The organism is Streptomyces sp. NPDC021562 (genome assembly GCF_040640875.1).
GTDB lineage: Bacteria > Actinomycetota > Actinomycetes > Streptomycetales > Streptomycetaceae > Streptomyces.
In genome coordinates, this window is sequence record NZ_JBFACN010000022.1 from 1 (window position 1) to 20,656 (window position 20,656).

Annotated in this window: 17 protein-coding genes and 1 pseudogene; 11 read left to right on the top strand and 7 right to left on the bottom strand. The window is 72.7% G+C overall.

What is annotated here, in order from left to right; translation table 11 throughout:
* Positions 1-41: 41 nt before the first annotated feature.
* Complete coding sequence (locus AB0G52_RS29615; RefSeq protein WP_361340327.1) at positions 42-3,416, bottom strand: pyruvate carboxylase; 3,375 nt, start codon at positions 3,414-3,416, stop codon at positions 42-44.
* 202 nt (positions 3,417-3,618) lie between these two features.
* The gene (locus tag AB0G52_RS29620) at positions 3,619-4,440 is read right to left on the bottom strand and encodes a hypothetical protein (RefSeq protein ID WP_361340330.1); all 822 of its coding nucleotides are present in this window, start codon (positions 4,438-4,440) and stop codon (positions 3,619-3,621) included.
* Positions 4,441-4,854: 414 nt separating this feature from the next.
* Here AB0G52_RS29620 and AB0G52_RS29625 point away from each other — a divergent pair, with 414 nt between their 5' ends.
* From AB0G52_RS29625 to AB0G52_RS29660, 8 genes are all read left to right on the top strand, one after another.
* The gene (locus tag AB0G52_RS29625; RefSeq protein WP_361340333.1) at positions 4,855-6,462 is read left to right on the top strand and encodes an ATP-binding protein; all 1,608 of its coding nucleotides are present in this window, start codon (positions 4,855-4,857) and stop codon (positions 6,460-6,462) included.
* Positions 6,459-6,866 (top strand): roadblock/LC7 domain-containing protein, encoded by a 408-nt coding sequence (locus AB0G52_RS29630; RefSeq protein WP_132893301.1) that lies wholly within the window; start codon positions 6,459-6,461, stop codon positions 6,864-6,866. Before AB0G52_RS29625 ends, AB0G52_RS29630 begins: the two co-directional genes overlap by 4 nt.
* Positions 6,863-7,210 (top strand): DUF742 domain-containing protein, encoded by a 348-nt coding sequence (locus AB0G52_RS29635; protein ID WP_132893303.1) that lies wholly within the window; start codon positions 6,863-6,865, stop codon positions 7,208-7,210. Before AB0G52_RS29630 ends, AB0G52_RS29635 begins: the two co-directional genes overlap by 4 nt.
* A gap of 13 nt (positions 7,211-7,223) precedes the next feature.
* Entirely contained in the window at positions 7,224-7,817 is a 594-nt protein-coding gene (locus AB0G52_RS29640; protein WP_132893466.1) for an ATP/GTP-binding protein, read from the top strand.
* A complete protein-coding gene (locus tag AB0G52_RS29645) occupies positions 7,814-9,022 on the top strand; it encodes a cytochrome P450 (protein ID WP_132893305.1) in 1,209 nt (402 codons plus the stop codon). The genes AB0G52_RS29640 and AB0G52_RS29645 overlap by 4 nt, the downstream gene beginning before the upstream one ends.
* Before the next feature lie 78 nt (positions 9,023-9,100).
* Positions 9,101-10,327 carry a cytochrome P450 gene (locus AB0G52_RS29650; RefSeq protein ID WP_132893307.1) on the top strand — a complete coding sequence of 409 codons (1,227 nt, stop codon included), beginning with the start codon at positions 9,101-9,103 and terminating at the stop codon, positions 10,325-10,327.
* Positions 10,328-10,451: 124 nt separating this feature from the next.
* Positions 10,452-11,441: an aldo/keto reductase gene (locus AB0G52_RS29655; RefSeq protein ID WP_132893309.1), complete on the top strand. Its 990-nt coding sequence runs from the start codon at positions 10,452-10,454 to the stop codon at positions 11,439-11,441.
* 66 nt (positions 11,442-11,507) lie between these two features.
* Entirely contained in the window at positions 11,508-12,665 is a 1,158-nt protein-coding gene (locus AB0G52_RS29660; protein ID WP_361340339.1) for a PP2C family protein-serine/threonine phosphatase, read from the top strand.
* A gap of 55 nt (positions 12,666-12,720) precedes the next feature.
* Here the strand turns inward: AB0G52_RS29660 and AB0G52_RS29665 are convergent, their stop codons facing one another.
* The 3 genes from AB0G52_RS29665 to AB0G52_RS29675 all read right to left on the bottom strand — a co-directional run bounded on the left by AB0G52_RS29665 (position 12,721) and on the right by AB0G52_RS29675 (position 14,731).
* On the bottom strand, positions 12,721-13,536 hold the full coding sequence (locus tag AB0G52_RS29665; protein WP_358979146.1) for an SAM-dependent methyltransferase: 816 nt from the start codon (positions 13,534-13,536) through the stop codon (positions 12,721-12,723).
* 81 nt (positions 13,537-13,617) lie between these two features.
* Positions 13,618-13,854: a DUF397 domain-containing protein gene (locus AB0G52_RS29670; protein ID WP_132893314.1), complete on the bottom strand. Its 237-nt coding sequence runs from the start codon at positions 13,852-13,854 to the stop codon at positions 13,618-13,620.
* A 1-nt stretch (position 13,855) separates the two neighbouring features.
* Positions 13,856-14,731: a helix-turn-helix transcriptional regulator gene (locus AB0G52_RS29675; protein ID WP_358979148.1), complete on the bottom strand. Its 876-nt coding sequence runs from the start codon at positions 14,729-14,731 to the stop codon at positions 13,856-13,858.
* Positions 14,732-15,058: 327 nt separating this feature from the next.
* Here AB0G52_RS29675 and AB0G52_RS29680 point away from each other — a divergent pair, with 327 nt between their 5' ends.
* Positions 15,059-15,727, top strand: a complete 669-nt coding sequence (locus AB0G52_RS29680; protein WP_361340344.1) for an ATP-binding protein — start codon at positions 15,059-15,061, stop codon at positions 15,725-15,727.
* 136 nt (positions 15,728-15,863) lie between these two features.
* Here AB0G52_RS29680 and AB0G52_RS29685 read toward each other — a convergent pair whose 3' ends face one another.
* Positions 15,864-16,322 (bottom strand): flavodoxin family protein, encoded by a 459-nt coding sequence (locus AB0G52_RS29685; RefSeq protein WP_361340347.1) that lies wholly within the window; start codon positions 16,320-16,322, stop codon positions 15,864-15,866.
* 49 nt (positions 16,323-16,371) lie between these two features.
* Positions 16,372-17,688, bottom strand: coding sequence for a lipase family protein (locus AB0G52_RS29690; RefSeq protein ID WP_361340350.1), 1,317 nt, complete (start codon positions 17,686-17,688; stop codon positions 16,372-16,374).
* 339 nt (positions 17,689-18,027) lie between these two features.
* Here AB0G52_RS29690 and AB0G52_RS29695 point away from each other — a divergent pair, with 339 nt between their 5' ends.
* Together AB0G52_RS29695 and AB0G52_RS29700 are read left to right on the top strand one after the other, a co-directional pair.
* On the top strand, positions 18,028-19,269 hold the full coding sequence (locus AB0G52_RS29695) for a SpoIIE family protein phosphatase (RefSeq protein ID WP_132893323.1): 1,242 nt from the start codon (positions 18,028-18,030) through the stop codon (positions 19,267-19,269).
* 335 nt (positions 19,270-19,604) lie between these two features.
* A pseudogene (locus AB0G52_RS29700) lies at positions 19,605-20,656 on the top strand (hypothetical protein); the annotation flags it as partial.

Sequence of the window (20,656 nt, forward strand, 5' to 3'; positions counted from 1 at the left end):
ATCGGATCGGTGCCGGTCTTCCCCGCCCGCCGCGTCCGGGATCAGGCGATCTCGACCAGCAGGTCGCCGCCCTCCACCTGCTGGATGCGGTTGATGGCGAGCCGGGAGATCCGGCCCGCCTTCGGGGCGGTGATGGTCGCCTCCATCTTCATGGCCTCGATCGTGGCCACCGTGGCGCCCGCCTCGACCTCCGTGCCCTCGGTCACCGCGAGGGTGACGACTCCGGCGAACGGGGCCGGGACGTGCCCCGGGTTGCCGCGGTCGGCCTTCTCGGTGGCCGGGATGTCGGAGGCCGCGGCGCGGTCGCGGATCTGGATGGGCCGCAGCTGGCCGTTGAGGCTCGACATCACCGTGCGCATACCGCGTTCGTCGGCCTCGCCGACGGCCTGCAGTTCGATCAGCAGCCGGACGCCGGGCTCCAGGTCGACCGCGTACTCCTTGCCCGGGCGCAGGCCGTAGAAGAAGTCCTTGCTGTCGAGGACGCTGGTGTCGCCGTAGGTCTGGCGATGGGTCTCGAACTCGCGGGTCGGGGCCGGGAACAGCAGCCGGTTGAGGGTCGTGCGGGGCTCCTTGGCGAGGCCCTCGCGGTCCTCGGTGGACAGCTCGGGTGCCGGCTTGGCCGGGGCGCGGCCCTGGAGGGCCTTGGTGCGGAACGGCTCCGGCCAGCCGCCGGGCGGGGTGCCCAGCTCGCCGCGCAGGAAGCCGATCACCGAGTCCGGGATGTCGAACCTGTCGGGGGTCGCCTCGAAGTCCTCGGGCTTCACCCCGGCGCCGACCAGGTGCAGGGCGAGGTCGCCGACCACCTTGGAGGACGGGGTGACCTTGACCAGGCGGCCGAGGATGCGGTCTGCGGCCTCGTACATCGCCTCGATGTCCTCGAAGCGGTCGCCGAGGCCGAGGGCCACGGCCTGGGTGCGCAGGTTGGAGAGCTGGCCGCCGGGGATCTCATGGTGGTAGACGCGGCCGGTCGGTGCGGCGAGGCCCGCCTCGAAGGGCGCGTAGACCTTGCGGACGCTCTCCCAGTACGGCTCCAGGTCCTCGACGGCCCGCAGGTCGAGCCCGGTGGGACGCTCCGAGTGGTCGGTGGCGGCCACGATCGCCGACAGGGAGGGCTGGGAGGTCGTACCGGCCATGGAGGCCACCGCGCCGTCCACCGCGTCCGCGCCCGCCTGGATCGCGGCGAGGTAGGTGGCCAGCTGGCCGCCCGCGGTGTCGTGGGTGTGCAGGTGGACCGGGAGGTCGAACTCGCGGCGCAGCGCCGAGACCAGCTTGGCGGCGGCGGGGGCGCGCAGCAGGCCCGCCATGTCCTTGACGGCGAGGATGTGGGCGCCCGCGTCCACGATCTGCTCGGCGAGCCGCAGGTAGTAGTCGAGGGTGTAGAGCCGCTCGTCCGGGTCGGACAGGTCGGCGGTGTAGCAGAGGGCGACCTCGGCGATCGCGGTGCCCGTCTCCCGTACGGCCTGGATGGCGGGGCGCATCTGGCCGACGTCGTTGAGGGCGTCGAAGATGCGGAAGATGTCGATGCCGGTGGCGGCGGCCTCCTGCACGAAGGCGTCCGTGACCTCGGTCGGGTACGGGGTGTAGCCGACGGTGTTGCGGCCGCGCAGCAGCATCTGGAGGCAGATGTTGGGGACCGCCTCGCGCAGCGCCGCGAGCCGCTCCCAGGGGTCCTCGGCGAGGAAGCGCAGCGCCACGTCGTAGGTGGCGCCGCCCCAGCACTCCAGGGAGAGCAGTTCGGGCAGGGTGCGGGCGACGACCGGGGCGACGGCGAGCAGGTCCTTGGTGCGCACCCGGGTGGCGAGCAGGGACTGGTGGGCGTCGCGGAAGGTGGTGTCGGTGATGCCGATGGTGGGCGACGCGCGCAGCCAGTGGGCGAAGCCCTCGGGGCCGAGCTCGACCAGGCGCTGGCGGGAGCCGGCCGGGGGCTCGCCGGCCGGCAGCGGGGGCAGCTTGCTGGTCGACTCGGCCAGGTGGGGCCGGTCGCCGTGGGGCTTGTTGACGGTGACGTCGGCCAGGTAGGTGAGCAGCTTGGTGCCGCGGTCGGCGGAGGTGCGGGCGGTCAGCAGGTGCGGGCGCTGTTCGATGAAGGACGTGGTGATCCGGCCGGCCTGGAAGTCGGGGTCGTCGAGCACGGCCTGGAGGAACGGGATGTTGGTGGCCACACCGCGGATGCGGAACTCGGCGACGGCCCGCCGGGCGCGGCCGATGGCGGCCTTGAAGTCCCGGCCCCGGCAGGTGAGCTTGACCAGCATCGAGTCGAAGTGCGCGCTGATCTCGGTGCCGGCGTGGGTGGTGCCGCCGTCGAGCCGGATGCCGGAGCCGCCCGGGGACCGGTACGCGCTGATGCGGCCGGTGTCGGGGCGGAAGCCGTTGGCCGGATCCTCGGTGGTGATACGGCACTGGAGGGCCGCGCCGTGCAGCTTCACCGTCTCCTGGGAGAGCCCGAGGTCGGCGAGGGTCTCGCCGGAGGCGATGCGCATCTGGGCCTGGACCAGGTCGACGTCGGTGACCTCCTCGGTGACCGTGTGCTCGACCTGGATGCGCGGGTTCATCTCGATGAAGACGTGGTTGCCGTCGCGGTCGAGCAGGAACTCGACGGTGCCGGCGTTGCGGTAGCCGATCTCGCGGGCGAAGCGGACCGCGTCGGCGCAGATGCGGTCGCGCAGTTCCGGGTCGAGGTTGGGTGCGGGGGCCAGCTCGATGACCTTCTGGTGGCGGCGCTGCAGCGAGCAGTCCCGCTCGAAGAGGTGGATGACGTTGCCCTCGCCGTCGGCGAGGATCTGCACCTCGATGTGGCGGGGGTCGACGACGGCCTTCTCCAGGAAGACCGTCGGGTCGCCGAACGCGGAGGCGGCCTCCCGGGAAGCCTGCTCGATGGACTCGCGCAGCGCCGCCGGGTCCTCGACCCGGCGCATGCCGCGGCCGCCGCCGCCCGCGACGGCCTTCACGAACACCGGGAAGCCGATCTCGTCGGCGGCCCTGACCAGTTCCTCGACGTCGTTGGAGGGCGCGGAGGAGCCGAGGACCGGTACGCCGGCGGCGCGTGCGGCGGCCACCGCGCGGGCCTTGTTGCCGGTCAGTTCCAGTGTCTGGGCGCTCGGTCCGACGAACGTGATGCCCGCCTGTTCGCAGGCCCGGGCGAGTTCCGGGTTCTCCGAGAGGAACCCGTAGCCGGGGTAGACGGCGTCGGCCCCGGCGCGCCGGGCGGCGGCCACGATCTCCTCGACGGAGAGGTAGGCGCGCACCGGATGCCCGGGTTCCCCGATCTCGTAGGCCTCGTCGGCCTTCAGCCGGTGCAGCGAATTGCGGTCCTCGTGGGGGAACACGGCGACCGTGCGCGCACCCAGCTCGTAGCCCGCGCGGAACGCGCGGATGGCGATCTCTCCACGGTTGGCGACCAGCACCTTGCGGAACATGCCTGGATCCCTTCAGCCTGCCGGCGACACACACCATGGTGTCAGCCGCGCCCTGCCGTGACCTGCCGTAGCTCGCCGCAACCTTAGGGGTTGCCCGCGGGGGCCGATGTGCGAAAACCATCACATTGACGTCGTCGAACGGTGCGGCGGGTCGGCCGTGTGACGCAGGGGGTTGCGGGGTATCCGACGGGGTCGGGGTGTCTCAGGGGAGCCGGTAGGACGGTACGGGGTGGCGCTGGGGGCCGGGGCGGTGGACCGGAGGGCCCGGCCGGCGCACCGGCGGGTCGGAGCGGGGCGGTGACGGGGGCGTGACGGGGCGCGCGACGATCCGGGCCGGGACGGGCAGCCGGCGGCCGTGCAGCAGGCCGAGGACGATCGCCGAGGCCACCGCGATCAGGTGCTCGCGGCCGGCGAGGTTGGGGACGGCGATGGACTCCCACACCATCGAGCCGCCGGTCAGGGTGAAGACGACCGGTGCCCGGCGGACCACCGACAGGAAGGTGAACAGACCGACCACCGCGGCGGACGGCCCGGTGTCGAGGATCCGGCCCGCCTCGGGGGGCAGTCCGAACCCCCACCAGCCGGGGCCCAGCGCGACCATCACCCGGGCGGTCATGGTGCCCGCCAGGGTGGTGAGGTACGCGACGGCGAGGGTCCGGCCCCGGCCGAGCGCGAGTTCGGCGAGGGCGAAGGCGAGGAAGAGCTGGGTGATGCCCGCCCAGACCGGCAGGTCGAGCGCCGGGACGTAGAGTGAGACGGGGGTGCGCAGCAGGGAGAGCCACAGGGGCAGGTCGGCGGTGACGCCGCCGAGGTGCCACACCAGTCTTCTGCCGAGGGGGTGCTGGGCGATGCCGTGGAAGAAGATGACGCCGAACGCGGCCACGAAGGCGAGCACGATCCCGGAGAGCCCCCGGCGCACGAGCTGCCGTACCGGGTCCACCACGATGGCGTGCCATTCGCCGCGCAGCGTGCGCCGGACGAACCGGACCGCTCCCGCGGCCACCTGGCTCCAGTCGCCCCTCATGAAGGCATCGCCCCCCTCGACACCGGCCCGCCGCCGGCCTGCACACGAAGAGGTTCTCCGCGTCCCGGCCGTGCCACGCGTCATCGTATAGACGTTTGGATCATTTGCGACGATGCGGGAGCTACTACTGGTCGAATTCCGGCGTCGCGTTTATCACTTGTCCACGACGGAACCCTGCCGGTCGCCCTCGCGTCCCCCTCCCGATCCCCCTCCGACGAGGTGGCCGCCGCCCTGGGTACCGCGCTGCCGACCGGTGAAACCCCGGGGACGGTGTCTCCTCGACCAGGCAATGCGGCCGGAAGCGTTCTGTTTCGATCACGAACTCTCGTATAGTGACGCGCAGTTCAACACCGAGCGTCACAACTCATTTACCGGATCACCATCCCCACCTGCTCCGAGGACCTGACCGGACCGATGACCGCGCCCACGCCTCCCGGCGACCGACCGTCCCTCCGCACGCTTGCTCCGACCCTCGTACCGACGGCCGTCGTGTCGGCTCTCGCGGTCGTCGCCGCGGTGACCGCCGCCCCGGCCTCGGTGCGCACGCCCCTCGCGCTCGGGGCGAGCGTGGCCGCGCTGTTGCTGTGCGCCACGGTGACCTGGGCCGTCCACGCGGCGCGGACCGCGCGTGCCGCCCGGCGCCGGCTGGAGACGGTGACCCAGGACATCGGAAGGCTGCTCCAGCAGCAGGCCCGCACGACCGAGGAGGCCCGCCAGGAGCAGCAGCGCCTCATCGACGAACTCGCGCAGCAGCGAAGCGAGTTCGCGGACTCCTTCGAGCAGGAACGGGCCCGCCTCCAGGAGGACACCGGTCAGGAGCTGGACTGGTACCGGCAGGAGCACACCCGGCTCACCGCCGCGCTGGAACAGGCGTCCCGGGAGCGGGCGGCGGCGATCGCCGCCGCCGGCAACGCGGCGGGCCGGATGCAGGCCCTGGCCACCGCCACCCTCGCCGACCTGCGGAGCATGGAGGAGCGGCACACCGACGAGGACGTGCTGGCGGACCTGCTGCACCTCGACCACCGCACGGCCCAGGCGGGCCGGCTCGCCGACTCCATCGCGGTGCTGACCGGGGCGCGTTCCGGCCGTCGCTGGGCGCGTCCGATCGGCATGGAGTCCATCCTGCGCGGGGCCATGGGCCGGATCAGCGGCTACCGCCGGGTGCGGGTGCACTCGGTGAGCGAGGCGGCCGTCGCCGGGCACGCCGCCGAGGGGGTCATGCACGCGCTGGCCGAACTCCTCGACAACGCGGCCAACTTCTCGCCGCCGACGGCCGAGGTCCACGTGTACGTGGAGGAGGTGCCGGCCGGGGTCATCGTGTCCGTGGAGGACAGCGGTCTGGTCATGGGCGACGTGCAGCTGCGCCGCGCCGAGCGGGCGGTCTCCGGCGACACCACCGGGCTGGGCGGGCTCACCGGCACCCGGCTCGGTCTCGCGGTGGTGGGCCGGCTGGCCGGCAAGCACGGCCTGAAGGTGTCGTTCCGGCCGTCGGCGCGCGGGGGCACCGGGGTGCTGATGCTCATTCCGCAGGAGCTGCTGACCACCCCGGTCGGTGACGAACCGGAGCTCCCCCAGGCGGCGCAGGCGCCCGCGCCCGAGCCCGCCCCGCTGGACCCGGTCCCCGTGCACGAGTCCGCGGCGGACGCCGAGCCCGACGAGGACGAGGCAGGGCCGACCGGGCTGCCCAGGCGGCGCCGCGGCCGGACCCTCGCCGAGGCCGAACGCAGGTCGGCGCCCCAGCCGCAGGAGCCGCGCCCCACGCCCACCGCCGAGGACGCCCGGGTCCGCGCGGCCCGCTTCAGCAGCTTCCGCCAGGCGGTCCGCCCACCTACCCCCGCCCCGACCGCCCCCGCCACCCATCAGGTCGACCGGGCCCCGGACTCCCCCGCCGGCTCCGGTGAGGCGTCGGCCCGGTACGCCCCCACCCCCGCGCACGACCCGGTCCCCGCGCCCCACCCGGAGTCCGAACCCGACCACATCTCCCACCCGCACGCGCATCCGGAAGGCGACCCCACTTCATGACCGGCAGGACCACCGCCGACTCCAAGCTCACCTGGCTCATCGAGGGCCTCCTGGAGCGCACCCCCGGCGCGCGGCACGCCCTCGTGCTCTCCCGCGACGGGCTCAAGCTGTGCCGTACGCCGGAGCTCTCCGTCGACCAGGCCGACCAGCTCGCGGCGATCGCCGCCGGCATCCAGTCGCTGTCGCACGGGGCGTCCGTGGAGTTCGGCGACGGCAGCGGCGGCGTGCGGTCGGCGATGACCGAGTTCTACGGGGGTGTGCTGTTCATCGTGGAGGCCGGCGAGGGCGCCCACCTGGCCGTGGTGACCAGCGAGGACGCCGAACCGGGTCTGGTCGGGCACAACATGAGCGAACTGGTCGAGCAGCTCGGCGAACATCTGACCGCGCAGCCCCGCACCGCATGAGCCGGCCCGGCAGGGACGACGCGCCCGACCGTCTGTACACCATCACCGGCGGTCGCAGCGGCGTCGGCCCCGACAACCCCTTCGACCTGGTCACGCTGGTCGTGGCCGAGTCGGAGCCGGCCACCGGCATGCAGTCGGAGCACGCGGCGATCCTCCGGCTGGCCGAGTTCCCGGTCTCCGTGGTCGAGATCGCCGCGGAGCTGGGGCTGCCGGTGAGCATCACCAAGATCCTGCTGGGCGACCTGCTGGCGGCCGGCCGGGTCAGTGCCCGCCACCCGTACCGGCCGGCCATCACCGATCCCGACATCCTGGAGCAGGTGCTCGTTGGACTCCGCAACCTCTGACGCGCGCACCCCGTTGGGTGCTTCCGCCGACAACGGTTTCAAGATCGTGGTCGTGGGCGGCTTCGGCGTCGGCAAGACCACCCTGGTCCGCTCGGTCAGCGAGATCCGTCCCCTCAGCACCGAGGAGACGATGACCCAGGCCGGCGAGGGGGTCGACGACGTCCGCGAGGTCCGCGGCAAGTCCGCCACCACCGTCGCCTTCGACTTCGGCCGGATCACGCTGGACGCCCGCAACGTGCTGTACCTGTTCGGGGCGCCGGGCCAGGAGCGGTTCTGGTTCCTGTGGGACCGGCTGTTCTCCGGCACCCTCGGCGCGGTCGTGCTCGTCGACACCCGGCGGATCGACGACTCCTGGTACGCCATCGACCGCCTGGAGAAGCACGGCACCCCGTTCATCGTGGCCTGCAACGACTTCGGCGGCGCCGTGCACCCGCCCGAGGACGTCCGGCACGCCCTCGACCTGGATCCGCACGTCCCGCTGCTGACCTGCGACGCCCGCTCCCGGGAGTCCGGCAAGCAGGTGCTGATCACGCTCGTCCAGCACGTCAAGAACCGGTACGCCGGCCCGTCCGCACCGGCGGACCTGCCCCGACAGGAGTTCGTGTGACCCCCGAAGCCGTGCCGCTCGGCGGCCCCCGGTTCCAGACCGAACCGGCGCGTCTGTACCGGGAGATGCGGCGCGACCACGGCGCCGTGACCCCCGTCGTGCTGGACGGGGACGTGCCCGCGTGGCTGGTGCTCGGCTACCGCGAGCTGCACCAGGTGACCGGGGATCCGGTGCTGTTCAGCCGGGACTCGGAGTTGTGGAACCAGTGGGACCTGATCCCCGACGACTGGCCGCTGCTGCCGATGATCGGCCGCAAGCAGCCGTCGATCCTCTACACGGTCGGCGAGCGGCACCGCGAGCGCGCCGGGATGATCAGCGACGCGCTGGAGGCCGTCGACCCGTTCGTGCTGCGCGGTCACGCCGAGCGGTTCGCGGACGAGCTGATCGACGGACTGTGCACCAGCGGCGAGGCCGACCTGATCGGCCAGTACGCGATGCTGCTGCCCGTTCGGGTGCTGGCGCGGCTGTACGGCTTCTCCGACGAGGAGGGCCCCGGCCTGGTCACCGCGCTCAACGACATGATCGACGGCCGTGACCGGGCGATCGCCGGCCAGCAGCACCTTGCCTCCTCCATGGCGCGGTTGCTCGGCGACCGCAGGGCGGACCCGGCCGACGACGTGGTGTCGCGGATGCTCCAGGACACGAGCGGGTTCACCGACGAAGAGATCATGCAGGACCTGATGGTCATGATGGCGGCCGGGCACCAGCCGACCGCCGACTGGATCGGCAACTCGCTGCGTCTGATGCTCACCGACGACCGGTTCGCCGCCTCCCTGTTCGGTGGCCGCAACAGTGTCGCCGAGGCGATGAACGAGGTGCTGTGGGAGGACACCCCCAGCCAGAACATCGCCGGCCGCTGGGCGTCCCGGGACACCCGGCTGGGCGGCCGCCGGATCCGCGCCGGCGACCTGCTGATCCTCGGCCTGCAGGGCGCCAACTCCGATCCTCAGGTGCGCACCGACGCCTCCGCGCTGACCGGCGGCAACAACGCGCACTTCTCCTTCGGGCACGGCGAGCACCGCTGCCCGTTCCCCGCCCAGGAGGTCGCCGAGGTGATCGCCAGGACCGGGATCGAGGTCGTCCTCGACCGGCTCCCGGACATCGACCTGGCGGTCCCCGCCGACGCCCTCACCCGGCGGCCCTCGCCGTGGCTGCGCGGGCTGACCGCGCTGCCCGTCCGGTTCACCCCCGTACCGGCCCACTGATCCTCCGATCCGCACCGAGAGACAGGCGCAGCACCGCATGGCGCAGTTACCCGACCCTGCCCTGGGAGGCACGTCACGATGACGACCGGTATCGAACAAGCCCGGATCGCCCTCGACCCCTTCGTCACCGACCTGGACGGCGAGAGCGCGCGGCTGCGCGCCGCCGGCCCGCTCGCCGCCGTCGAACTGCCCGGCGGGGTGCCGGTCTGGGCCGTCACCCGCCATGCCGAGGCGAAGGCGCTGCTGACCGACCCGCGCCTGGTCAAGGACATCAACGTGTGGGGTGCCTGGCAGCGCGGGGAGATAGCGCCGGACTGGCCGCTGATCGGCCTCGCCAACCCCGGTCGTTCGATGCTGACCGTCGACGGCGCCGACCACCGCCGGATGCGCACACTGGTCGCGCAGGCGCTCACTCCGCGCCGGGTGGAGCAGATGCGGGAGCGGATCCAGAAGCTCACCCAGGACCTCCTGGACGCCCTCCCCGCGGACGCCGAGCGCGTCGACCTCAAGGCGGCCTTCGCCTACCCCCTGCCCATGTACGTCATCGCCGACCTGATGGGCATCGACGAGGCCGAGCTGCCCCGCCTGAAGGTGCTGTTCGAGAAGTTCTTCTCCACCCAGACGCCGCCCGCCGAGGTCGTCGCGACCCTCACCGAGCTGGCCGGGATCATGGCGGCGACCGTGGCCGCCAAACGGGCCGAACCCGGCGACGACCTGACCAGCGCGCTGATCCTGGCCTCCGAGGACGGCGACCACCTCACGGACGAGGAGATCGTCTCCACCCTCCAGCTGATGGTGGCGGCCGGTCACGAGACCACCATCTCCCTGATCGTGAACGCCGTGGTCAACCTCTCCACCCATCCCGAGCAGCGGGCCGCCGTGCTCGCCGGGGAGGTGGACTGGTCGGCGGTGGTCGAGGAGACCCTGCGCTGGTCCACCCCGACCTCGCACGTGCTGATCCGGTTCGCCACCGAGGACGTCCCGGTGGGCGACAGGGTGCTGCCGGCGGGCGACGCGCTGATCGTGTCGTACGCCGCGATCGGCCGGGACGAGGAGGCCCACGGGCCGAGCGCCGGGGAGTTCGACGTCACCCGTGAGTCGAGGAACCGGCACATCTCCTTCGGGCACGGGCCGCACGTCTGCCCCGGTGCGGCGCTCTCCCGGCTGGAGGCGGGGGTCGCGCTGCCCGCGCTCTACGACCGCTTCCCCGGCCTGGATCTCGCGGTGCCCGCGTCCGAACTGCGCAACAAGCCGGTGGTCACCCAGAACGACCTCTTCGAACTGCCGGTCCGGCTCACGTCCTGACGGGTGCCGGACGGTCCGGGGCGCGGCACGCCCCGCCCCGGACCGTCCGCGTTTGACTTCGAGTGCGCTTCAGGTCGTAGCGTCCCCAGCACAGCACCAATCAGCAGGAAAGGCTGGGAGTCACATGCGACAGCGCACTCTGCGGGATCTGCAGGTTTCCGCCATCGGCCTCGGCTGCATGGGGATGTCGGCCTTCTACGGCAGCGCCGACGAGGACGAGGGCGTCAAGACCATTCACCGGGCCCTGGAACTGGGCGTCACCTTCCTCGACACCGCCCAGCTCTACGGTCCGCTCACCAACGAGACGCTGGTGGGCGAGGCGATCCGGGGGCACCGGGACGAGTACGTGATCGCCACGAAGTTCAACTACCGGATGGACCACGCGGTACCGGGCGACATGAGCAGCATCGGCCGCCAGGACGGTTCGGCCGAGCACGTCCGCAGCTCCGTGCACGGCTCGCTGGAGCGGCTCGGCACCGACCACATCGACCTGTACTACCAGCACCGCGTCGACCCGAACGTGCCGATCGAGGAGACCGTCGGCGCGATGGCCGAACTGGTCGCCGAGGGCAAGGTGCGGCACATCGGGCTGAGCGAGGCGAGCCCCGAGACGATCCGGCGGGCGCACGCGGTGCACCCGATCACGGCCGTGCAGACCGAGTACTCGCTGTGGACCCGCGACCCGGAGGACGGGGTCATCCCGACCTGCCGGGAGCTGGGCATCGGGTTCGTCCCGTACTCGCCGCTGGGCCGCGGCTTCCTCGCCGGCCGGTTCTCCTCCCCCGAGGAGCTCGACGCGAACGACTTCCGGCGCAACGGCCCCCGCTTCACCGGCGACAACCTGGACGCCAACCTGCGGCTCGCCGCCAAGGTGAAGGAGATCGCCGCCGAGAAGGAGGTCACCCCGGCGCAGCTGGCCCTCGCCTGGGTGCTGGCCCAGGGTGACGGCATCGTCCCGATCCCCGGCACCAAGCGCCGCAGCTACCTGGAACAGAACGCGGGCGCCGTGGACGTCGAGCTGACCAAGGACGACCTGGCCAGGATCGACGCCGAGGTGCCGAAGGCCGCGGGCGAGCGTTACGACGAGTCCGGCATGCGCTCCGTGAACCTGTAGTCCGCCGGTCGCGCCCGGCCGGCCTCGCGGTGGCCGGGCACGTGGCGGTGCCGCACGCTGGTAGTCATGGGGAGCCGGTGGAAGGGCGTGATCCCGCGACAGTCGTGGCAGTCCTCGCACGCCCTGCTGCTGCTGCCGATCGCGCTCATCGTGGTGATCATGGTGGCGGACCTCCGCACGCCCGAGGACATCCATCTGGGCCCCGCCCTGGTCATCGCCCCGGCGCTCACCCCCTCCTTCGCGGGCCCGCGGTCGACCGCGCTGGTCGGAGCGCTCGCGGTGGCCGCCCAGATCGTGATCGCCGTCTTCCACGGCGGGCTGGGCACCGCCAACCACGTCGTGCAGACCGTCACCCTCGTGCTGCTCTCGGCCATCGTGGTGGTCTACAGCGCGGTCCGGGAGCGCCGGCGCGCCCAGCTGGCCCAGGTACGGACGGTCGCCGAGGCCGCGCAGCACGTGCTGATGTGGCCGCTGCCCGAGTACATCGGACCGCTGCGGATCGCCTCGCTCTACCTGGCCGCCGAGGACGAGGCGCAGATCGGCGGCGATCTGTACGCGGCCGCCCGCGGCGACCGGGCGGTCCGGGTGCTGATCGGGGACGTCCGGGGCAAGGGGCTGTCCGCGATCGGCGAGGCGGCGCTGCTGCTGGGCGCCTTCCGGGAGTCCTCCCACCGGCACGTCTCCCTGCCGGAGCTGGCGACCTCCCTGGAGCAGAGCGTGCAGCGCTACTCCGCGGAGCTGGACACCCCGGAGGAGGCGGGCGAGCGGTTCGTCACCGCGCTGCTGGTCGAGATCCCCGACGAGGACCCGCTGACCCGGATGACCAGTGCCGGCCATCCGCCGCCCCTGCTGCTCAGCCCGGGGCACGTGGTCACCGTGCCGAGCCTGCATCCGTCGCCGCCCCTGGGGGTGCCCGGCCCGGACGGTCCCGAGCACACCCTGGACGTCTTCTCCTTCGAGCCGGGCGACACCCTGCTGCTGTACACCGACGGCGTCGTCGAGGCACGGGACGGGCAGGGCCGCTTCTACCCGCTCGCGGAGCGGGTCGCGCAGTGGACCGACGCCGCTCCCGAGTCGTTGATGCACCACATCCGCCGCGATCTGCTGGCCCACGCGGGAGGCCGGCTCGGTGACGACGCGGCCCTGATCGCCCTGCACCGCACCGCGGCCGTGCACCGCCGCCACCATCACGGCGTCCTCGGACACGGCGCGGGCCGGCCCTGACGTCGATCCGTGCCGGGACCGGGAAGGTGAGCCCGGTCCCGGCACGGGGTCCAGGTCACGGCTTGCGGGCGACCGCTCCGTACATCGCGATGTCCTCGTCGCGGATGCCTTCCTCGCCGGTGCCGTCCGGGTGCCACTTGTGGACCTGCACGATGCCCGGCTCGACCAGTTCGAGACCCTCGAAGAACTCGTGGGCCTCGTCGATGGTGCGCAGCCGCATGGGCATGTTGCGGGCCGCGTACTCGCGGGCGACCCGGCCCACCTCCTCGGGCGCGAACTCGGCGGTGCCGATGGACATCGCCAGGTAGCTGCCGGAGGGCAGCGGTTCGAGCAGGCGTCGTACGACACCGACGGCGTCGTCCTCGTCGAGCATGAAGTGCACGATGGCGATCACCGTCAGCGCCACCGGCTTGTCGAGGTCGAGCGTCTCGCGCAGTTCGGGGGTGTCGAAGAGGCCCGTCAGGTCGCGGAAGTCGGCCTCGATGTACGCCGTCCTGCCCTCGGGCGTGCTGGAGAGCAGGCCCTGGGACAGGGTGAGGACGATCGGGTCGTTGTCCACGTAGACGACCCGGGAGTCCGGGGAGACCGCCTGGGCTATCTCGTGGAGGTTCGGGGAGGTGGGGATGCCGGTGCCGACGTCGAGGAACTGGCGCATGCCCGCCTCCTCGGCGAGCCAGCGCACGGCACGGTTCATCCAGTCGCGGTTGGCGCGCATGTGGATCGGGAGCGCCGGCCACTCGTGGGCCATGGCGTCACCCGCCTCCTGGTCGGCGGGGTAGAAGTCCTTGCCGCCCAGGATGTAGTCGTAGATCCGCGCGGAATGCGCGTTCTCGGTGTCGATGCGGTCGGCCGGCCATCCGTTTTCGGGCAACGCCGTGTCTCCCATTCCGGTGAGGGGGATGCGGGGGTGTGTGAACGATCAGCTATAGCAAGGAAGTTCCCAGCGCAAGGCTCACATCAGGAAGTCGGCGTCACCCGCCTTCACGCCGGTCAGGAAGGTCGTCATCTCGCGGGGTGTGAAGACCAGGGCGGGGCCGTCGGGGTCGGTCGACTGGCGTACCGCGACCCGGCCGTCGGCGAGCTTCTTCACTTCCACGCAGGCGCCGCCGGCGTCGTCGCTCCACGGCTTGGACCAGCCGCGCGCGCCGAGTTGCCGGGACGGGACGCCGTTGTGTACGGGGTGGTGCACGTCAGAGCTCCTTGCGAATCGCACCGAGGAGGACCTCGGTCTTCCTGGCGGGCGCCGCCTGGGCGCCCAACCGGTCCAGAGCCTCGCGGTAGACCACGACGTCGGCGCTCTTGTCCAGGTAGACGGCGCCCACCAGGCCGTTGAGATAGACGATGTCGGGCAGTTCGGGTGCCTTGAACCGGAAGAGGTGGTACGCGCCCGCGCGCATGGCGGGGTGCGGGCCGTTGGCGAACGGCATGATCTGCACGGTGACGTTGGGCAGCCGGTTGATCTCGATCAGGTGGTCGATCTGGGCACGCATGACCTCGGCACCGCCGACCGGCCAGCGCAGCACCGTCTCGTCCATCACGACCCACAGCCGGGGCGGTGCCTGCCGGGTGATCAGTTCCTGGCGGCGCATCCGCAGCGCCACCATGCGCTCGGTGGCCTCGGACGGGGCGTGCGGGTTGCCGGCGCCGAGCAGGGCGGCGGCGTACTCACGGGTCTGCAACAGGCCGTGCACGAACTGGTTCTCGTAGGCGCGGATCTGCAACGCGGCCTGTTCCAGGCTCAGGTACGCGGCGAACCAGTCCGGCATGACGTCGCGGTAGGTGTGCCACCAGCCGCGCTTGTTGGCCTCGCGGACGGACTGCAGGAAGGTGTCGACCTCCTGGCGGTCCGTCACTCCGTACGTCTGCAGCAGTTTCTCGGCGTCCGCCAGCCGGAGCCGGGCGACCTTGGCGGCCTCCATCCGGCGGATGGTGGAGTGGCTGACGCCGATCGCGGCGGCGGCCTGCTCGTAACTGAGCCCGGCCCGCGTGCGCATCTCCTCCAGTTGCCGGCCCAGGATCATGCGCAGGACGGAAGGGGCACCGCCCCAGTCGGTCTCCGAGGTCACGCCCTACCCCCTCACACCAGGTTTCAGGGTCACCGTCTCACGGGCTCGTGATCGGATCGCGGACTCATTCGATCACTTCTTGTCGGGAGCAGCATGCACTTCGCTTCTTGCAATTTTCAACTTGCTGGTTGCGAGACGATGTTGGCAGATGCCAGAGTGGGCTTACTGCTCCGACCGACCAAGGAGCGGGCGAAGCAGAGCAGTTGGGGGAGACTGAGCTGTGACCCGGTGCCGTCCAGGCACGGGTCGTCGTCTGCCCCCGAGCGGCCCGGGGCGAACGAGACCGCTCAGCCCCACGCTGCGAAGCCGGACGAAAGGCGCACGGCGATGGCCCCGCCCTCTCTCCCCCAGCCGCTCGACCGACTCCCCGACGACCGGATACCCGGTCCGCCCCGGCCGGCCCTGATGGCCGCCGCCGAGGGCCCGCACCGCCCGTCCGACGCGACGGGAATCCCCGGACCACCCGGAGGCGAACGCCTCGGTCGACTCCCTGGGCCGCAAGGCCTCGACCGGTTCGCCTCCGGGGACCGCCCCGTCCCGCGCAGCCGCGTCTTCGATCTGGCACCGACGCCCCGCGCGGTGGGCAACGCCCGCCGGAGCGTGGGCGAACTGCTCGGCACCTGGGGGGTGCCCGACGAGGCCCGCGACAACGCGGTGCTGGTGACCTCCGAACTGGTCACCAACGCGATCGTGCACTCCGCGGGCCGCCGGATCGTGTGCCGGGTGCAGGCCACCGACGACCGGGTCCGCATCGAGGTCGAGGACCAGAACGGCGGTTTCACGCTGCCGGCTCCCCGGCAGGCGAGACCCGACGAGCAGAACGGCCGCGGGCTGTTCCTGGTCGACGCGCTCAGCCTCGACTGGGGCGTGCAGGTCGGACCGGAAGGATCCGCCGCTCGCGTCGTCTGGGCCGAGCTGTCCACGGCACCGGACGAGTGTTCCACCCCCCACATCTCAGGAGACCCGTCGACCCATGGACCGTCCCCCCACCCCTGACCTCGCCGCCGACCCGTCCTGGACCCGCACCCGCCCGAAACCCGGACCGGACCAACCCCACACGGTCCCGGCTCCCTGACCCCCACCACCCGCCACTCGGCCGTACGGGCGGGCGCCCCCGCCGGGGCGGGGGCGCTCAGCCGTCCGTCGACAGGCAGGCCGCGAGGGTCGCTCCCAGTTCCCAGCAGGCCTCGAGGTCGGCCTTCGTGGGCTCGCCGGTCACCGTGACCGGTTCGGCCGTCTTTCGCCAGTCCAGGCCGGTCGTGATGGCGTCCAGGGCGCGCAGGGCCCCGGTGACGTCGTTGCCGCCGTGCACGTAGGCACCGAAGGGGCGGCCCCGCGTGCCGTCCAGACACGGGTAGTAGATCTGGTCGAAGAAGTGCTTGAGGGCCCCGGAGAGATAGCCGAGGTTGGCCGGGGTGCCGAGCAGGTACCCGTCGGCCGCGAGCACGTCGGAGGCGGTGGCGGACAGGGCGGCCCGCCGTACCACCCGCACCCCCTCGATCTCCGGGGCGGTCGCCCCGGAGACCACGGCCTCGAACATGGCCTGGCAGTGCGGCGAGGGGGTGTGATGGACGATCAGCAAGGTGGGCACACCGGCAGCCTGCCCCGCGATGCCCGCCGTCGGCAAGCGGGGGCGTCGCTCACGGCTGCGCGGGCAGGGTCCGGCAGTTGGAGCCGGCCGGCACACCGGAGAGCCGGGCGGTCAGCCAGGCGATGGCGTCGCCCTGGTCGGTGAGCAGGGGCGCCAGGTGGTTCAGCAGGGCGCGGCCCGCGTCCGGCAGGACGACCGGCACATAGGTGACGTCCGCCCCTTCGCCGCACCAGTCGACGGCCAGCTGCCGGGCCTGCGCATGCGGTACGAGGTCGTCGCTGACACCGGTCGCGAGCCGTACCGGACTCACCGGCGCCGTCCCGCCGATGCGCTGCCCGTCCAGGAAGGCCCGCAACGCCGGCTCCTCGGCGATGACGTCGGAGATGGAGCTGCCGTCACTCGTCCAGGCGGAGCTGTGCCGGGAGCCGTAGGCGAGGAGCGCGTCCCCGACGCACATCGTCGACAGGTCGGTGAGGGCGGCCCGGCCCGCCGCGCCGAGGTGGGCGTCGACGATCGGCTTCAGCGCCGGGTCGGACTGGACGAACCCGTTCACCGCCCAGCCGAGGGCGCCGGCCAGGTCGCTGCCGTCGATGGCCGCGGTGACGGCGGTGAGGTCGGCGGGCGGCGCCCCGGAGTAGCTGCCGGAGAGGGTGACGTCCGGGGCGTAGCCGGGCTGGATCTCGGCGGCCGCGGCGGTGGCGCCGCCGCCCTCGCTGTACCCGAACAGACCCACCCGCGAGGCCGCGGTGACCGAGGCGCCGGGCACGTGCCGGGCGGCCCGTACGGCGTCCAGGACGGCGTGCGCACCGTCCAGCCGGTTGACGTAGGTGTGCAGCCGGTCGGTGGCGCCGAGCCCGACGTAGTCGGTGACGACGACCGCGACCCCCTCGGCGAGCAGCCGGTAGACGGACAGGTCCTCGTAACCGACGGACACCGTCCGGCCGTTGAGGAGCAGCGGGTGCTCCAGGCCCATGGAGGCGGCGCACTGGTCGCCCTGGCCCATGGTGCCGGGGGCCACGGCGACCAGCGGGCGGGCGCCGGGGCCGAGCCAGGGGAACGTCGGCTCGAGGTAGGCGCCGGTGACCGCGACCGGCCGGCCGGCCGAGTCGGTGGACTTGTACATCAGCCGGGTGGCGGTGCCCGGCAGCGGCCCGGGCAGGCTCGGGAGGCTGAGGGCCAGCGGAAGGGGCGCGGTGCGGACGAGGGCGCCGTCGGCCGTGGGCAGGGTGGCGGGCGGGTCGTAGAAGGCCGGGATGGTGACACCCCGGGAGACCTCCGCCTGGGACGCCGTGGCCTGCAGGGTCTGGAGACAGAGGCAGGCGGCGGCGACGACGGCGGTGGCCAGCAGACGAGCGCGGACAGGCATGGGGAGCCTCCTGGACGTGCTGGGGCGTGGGAGGGGGAGGTGGGGGTGGAGCGCGCGTCCCCGGAGCGGCCGACGGGGCGGATGCGGTTTACCCGACGGTAACCAGCATGTGGTTACCGCGGGTAGCAGCCGTCAGGTTACGGTTCGGTAATGTGACGGACGGTCAACGCGCCGGTGCGGTAGGACGCCGCCGATGTCCGCGATCACCGCGCCGGCCCGGGACGCCGCCGGGCAGGCGGTGGCGAGGAGGCCCGGAGCGGGATTGGAGCAGGTAGCGCGGCGCACACCGCACTTTCCGTGCGAAACTGGTGCGAACACGGCGGGGAGGTGGCCCCTGTCATGAGCGACGGCACGAGCGGCGCGGGGATCGACTACGCGACGGTCTTCCAGAACCTGCCCGGGATGGTGGCCCTGCTGACCCCGGACCTGGTGTACGCGGACGTCAACGCCGAGTTCCTGCGCATGGCCGGACGCAGGCGCGAGGAGGTGGTGGGGCGGTACCTGTTCGACGTCTTCCCGGACAACCCCGACGACTCCAGCGCCACCGGCATGCGCAATCTCGAGTGCTCGCTGCGCCGGGTCCTCGCCACCGGCGAGCGCGACACGATGGCCCTCCAGCGGTACGACGTGCAGGTGCCGGGCCGGCCCGGAACCTGGGAGGAGCGCTACTGGAGCCCGGTGAACGTGCCCCTGTTCGACCCGGACGGCAAGGTCGTCCTGCTGGTGCACCGGGTGGAGGAGGTCACCGAACTGATCCGGGCCCGCCGGGCCGCCGTCGACGGGCGGGCGGACGTGCTGGAGGCCGAACTGTACCGGCGGGCGGGCGAGTTGCAGAAGATCAACGAGCGGCTGCGGCAGGCGCACAGCAAGGAGCGCGAGGTGGCCGTCGCCCTCCAGGAGGCGATGCTCCCCGCCCCCCGGAAGCTGGGGCGGCACCGAGCGGCCGTACGCTACCGGCCGGCGACCGGCGGGCTGAACGTGTGCGGCGACTGGTACGACCTGGTCGACCTCGTCGGCGGGGACCGGGTCGCCGTCTCGGTGGGCGACGTGGTCGGGCACGGTCTCGAAGCGGCGTGCGTGATGGGGCAGTTGCGCAGCGCGCTGACCGCGGCGTCCCGGGTGGCCGAGGGCCCCGCCCAGGCACTCGACGTGCTGGGGCGGTACGCGCACGTGGTGGACGGCGCCGAGTCGGCCACGGCGGTGACGGCGTTCGTCGACTTCGACCGGCACACGGTCACCTACAGCAGCGCCGGGCACCCGCCACCCGCCCTGCTGCACCCCGTCGGCCGGGTGGAGTTCCTCGACCGGGCCACCGATCCCCCGCTCGACGCCCGCCCCGATCCGCAGCCGCGCCCGCAGGCCGTCACCGCGTTCGCCGACGGCGCGACGCTCGTCCTGTACACCGACGGACTCGTCGAGCGCCGCCGCGAGGACATCGACACCGGACTGCGCCGGCTCGCCCGATCCCTTTCCGACAACCGCGAGTTGGGGCCCGAGGACCTCGCCGACGCCGTACTGCGCGAGCTGCTCCCGCCGGACGGCGCGACCGACGACACCGCGCTGGTGGTCGTCCGACTGTGATCGCCGCGCGGGCGAAATGCCGGGCCACGTATACCCATACCGAACAGTACGACGAACATCACAAATACGTATCGGACATTACGCTCGCCAACCTTCACACGAGTGACACAAGTTGGCTAAGTTGACGTTCAAGCCGCTCGGCTCCCCCCGGCGAATCCCGTCGGGCCGCGCGGCCTCCGCCGAGTCCGGGCCCCTCGGGGCGATCCGGAGCGGGGACCCGACCGACCACTGGGGTGAATCGGCCGAATGCCTGGCAGGCACCGGCCGTAGGGCATACCTTCCGGATTCCAGGCCCGAACCCCCGGTAGGCGGAGCACGGAAGGAGCACGACCCCCATGGCGTCCGAGAGCCGTGACGAGGTTCGACAGCGGATCAACAACCTCTACGACCAGGCCGAGAACGCCACCGGGAACTACAACGCCACACGGGCGATGAACGGCGGTTCGCGCTCACGCGGGGTCCCGCTCTTCAAGCGGCAGCGTACGGACGACCCTGGCCTCGACAACATCGCCCGGGAGTGGTTCGAGGGCGCGCGGGCGAAGCTGGGACCGAGTGTGCCGGCCGCGCTGCCGTCCGACCGGATGCCCGAGCGGCCCGGCCCGCGCCGGCAGGTCAGCGCCATGGCCGCCGACCTGCTCGGCCAGTTGGAGGGCTCCGGGCCGTCCCGACCGGCGCTGCCCGCGGGGCCGTCCGCGCAGAGCGACGCCGAGGTCGTCCGTGAGCTGCCCGCGGAGCGCCCGAAGCTGGAGCTGACGGCGGGGCCGGCCGCGGCGGTGCCCGCGGTCGGGCCGAACCCGTCGAGCCCGCCCAAGGCCCTGTCCGCGGCCGCTCCGCGCCGGACCGCGCCGGGCACCTCCAAGACCAAGAGCCAGCTGAAGGTCGCCAAGGCGCGTGAGCTGCTGTCGCAGCGCACCGGGCAGCCGACGGGCACGCCCCCCGAAGCACTCCGGGCCCCGGGGCCCACACCGGCCGTGCAGCTCTCCCCGCCCCCGCAGCCCGCGCCCGCCCCGCTGCCCGCCGCCCAGGCGTCGCAGAGCCCTTGGCCGATGCCCGAGACCCGGGTGCCGGCGCAGGAGTGGTCGACGGCCGCCGTCGGCATCCCCGCCCAGCGCACCGACTCCGGCTCCTTCCGGACCGACGCCCTGACCGGCACGGGCGTGCTGCCGGCGATGACCGTGACGGAGACGGGAGCGATCCCGCCCGTACCCGCCATGGACACCGGCGGTTTCCGCGTCATGACCCCCGGGGCCGGCGCGGCCCAGACCGTGCGGCCGGCGGACACGGGTTCCTACCGCACCATGCCCCCCGGAGCCGACGACGCCGCCCAGGCCATGAACCCCATGACCGACAGCGGCGCCTTCCGCATCATGACCCCCGCCTCGAACCC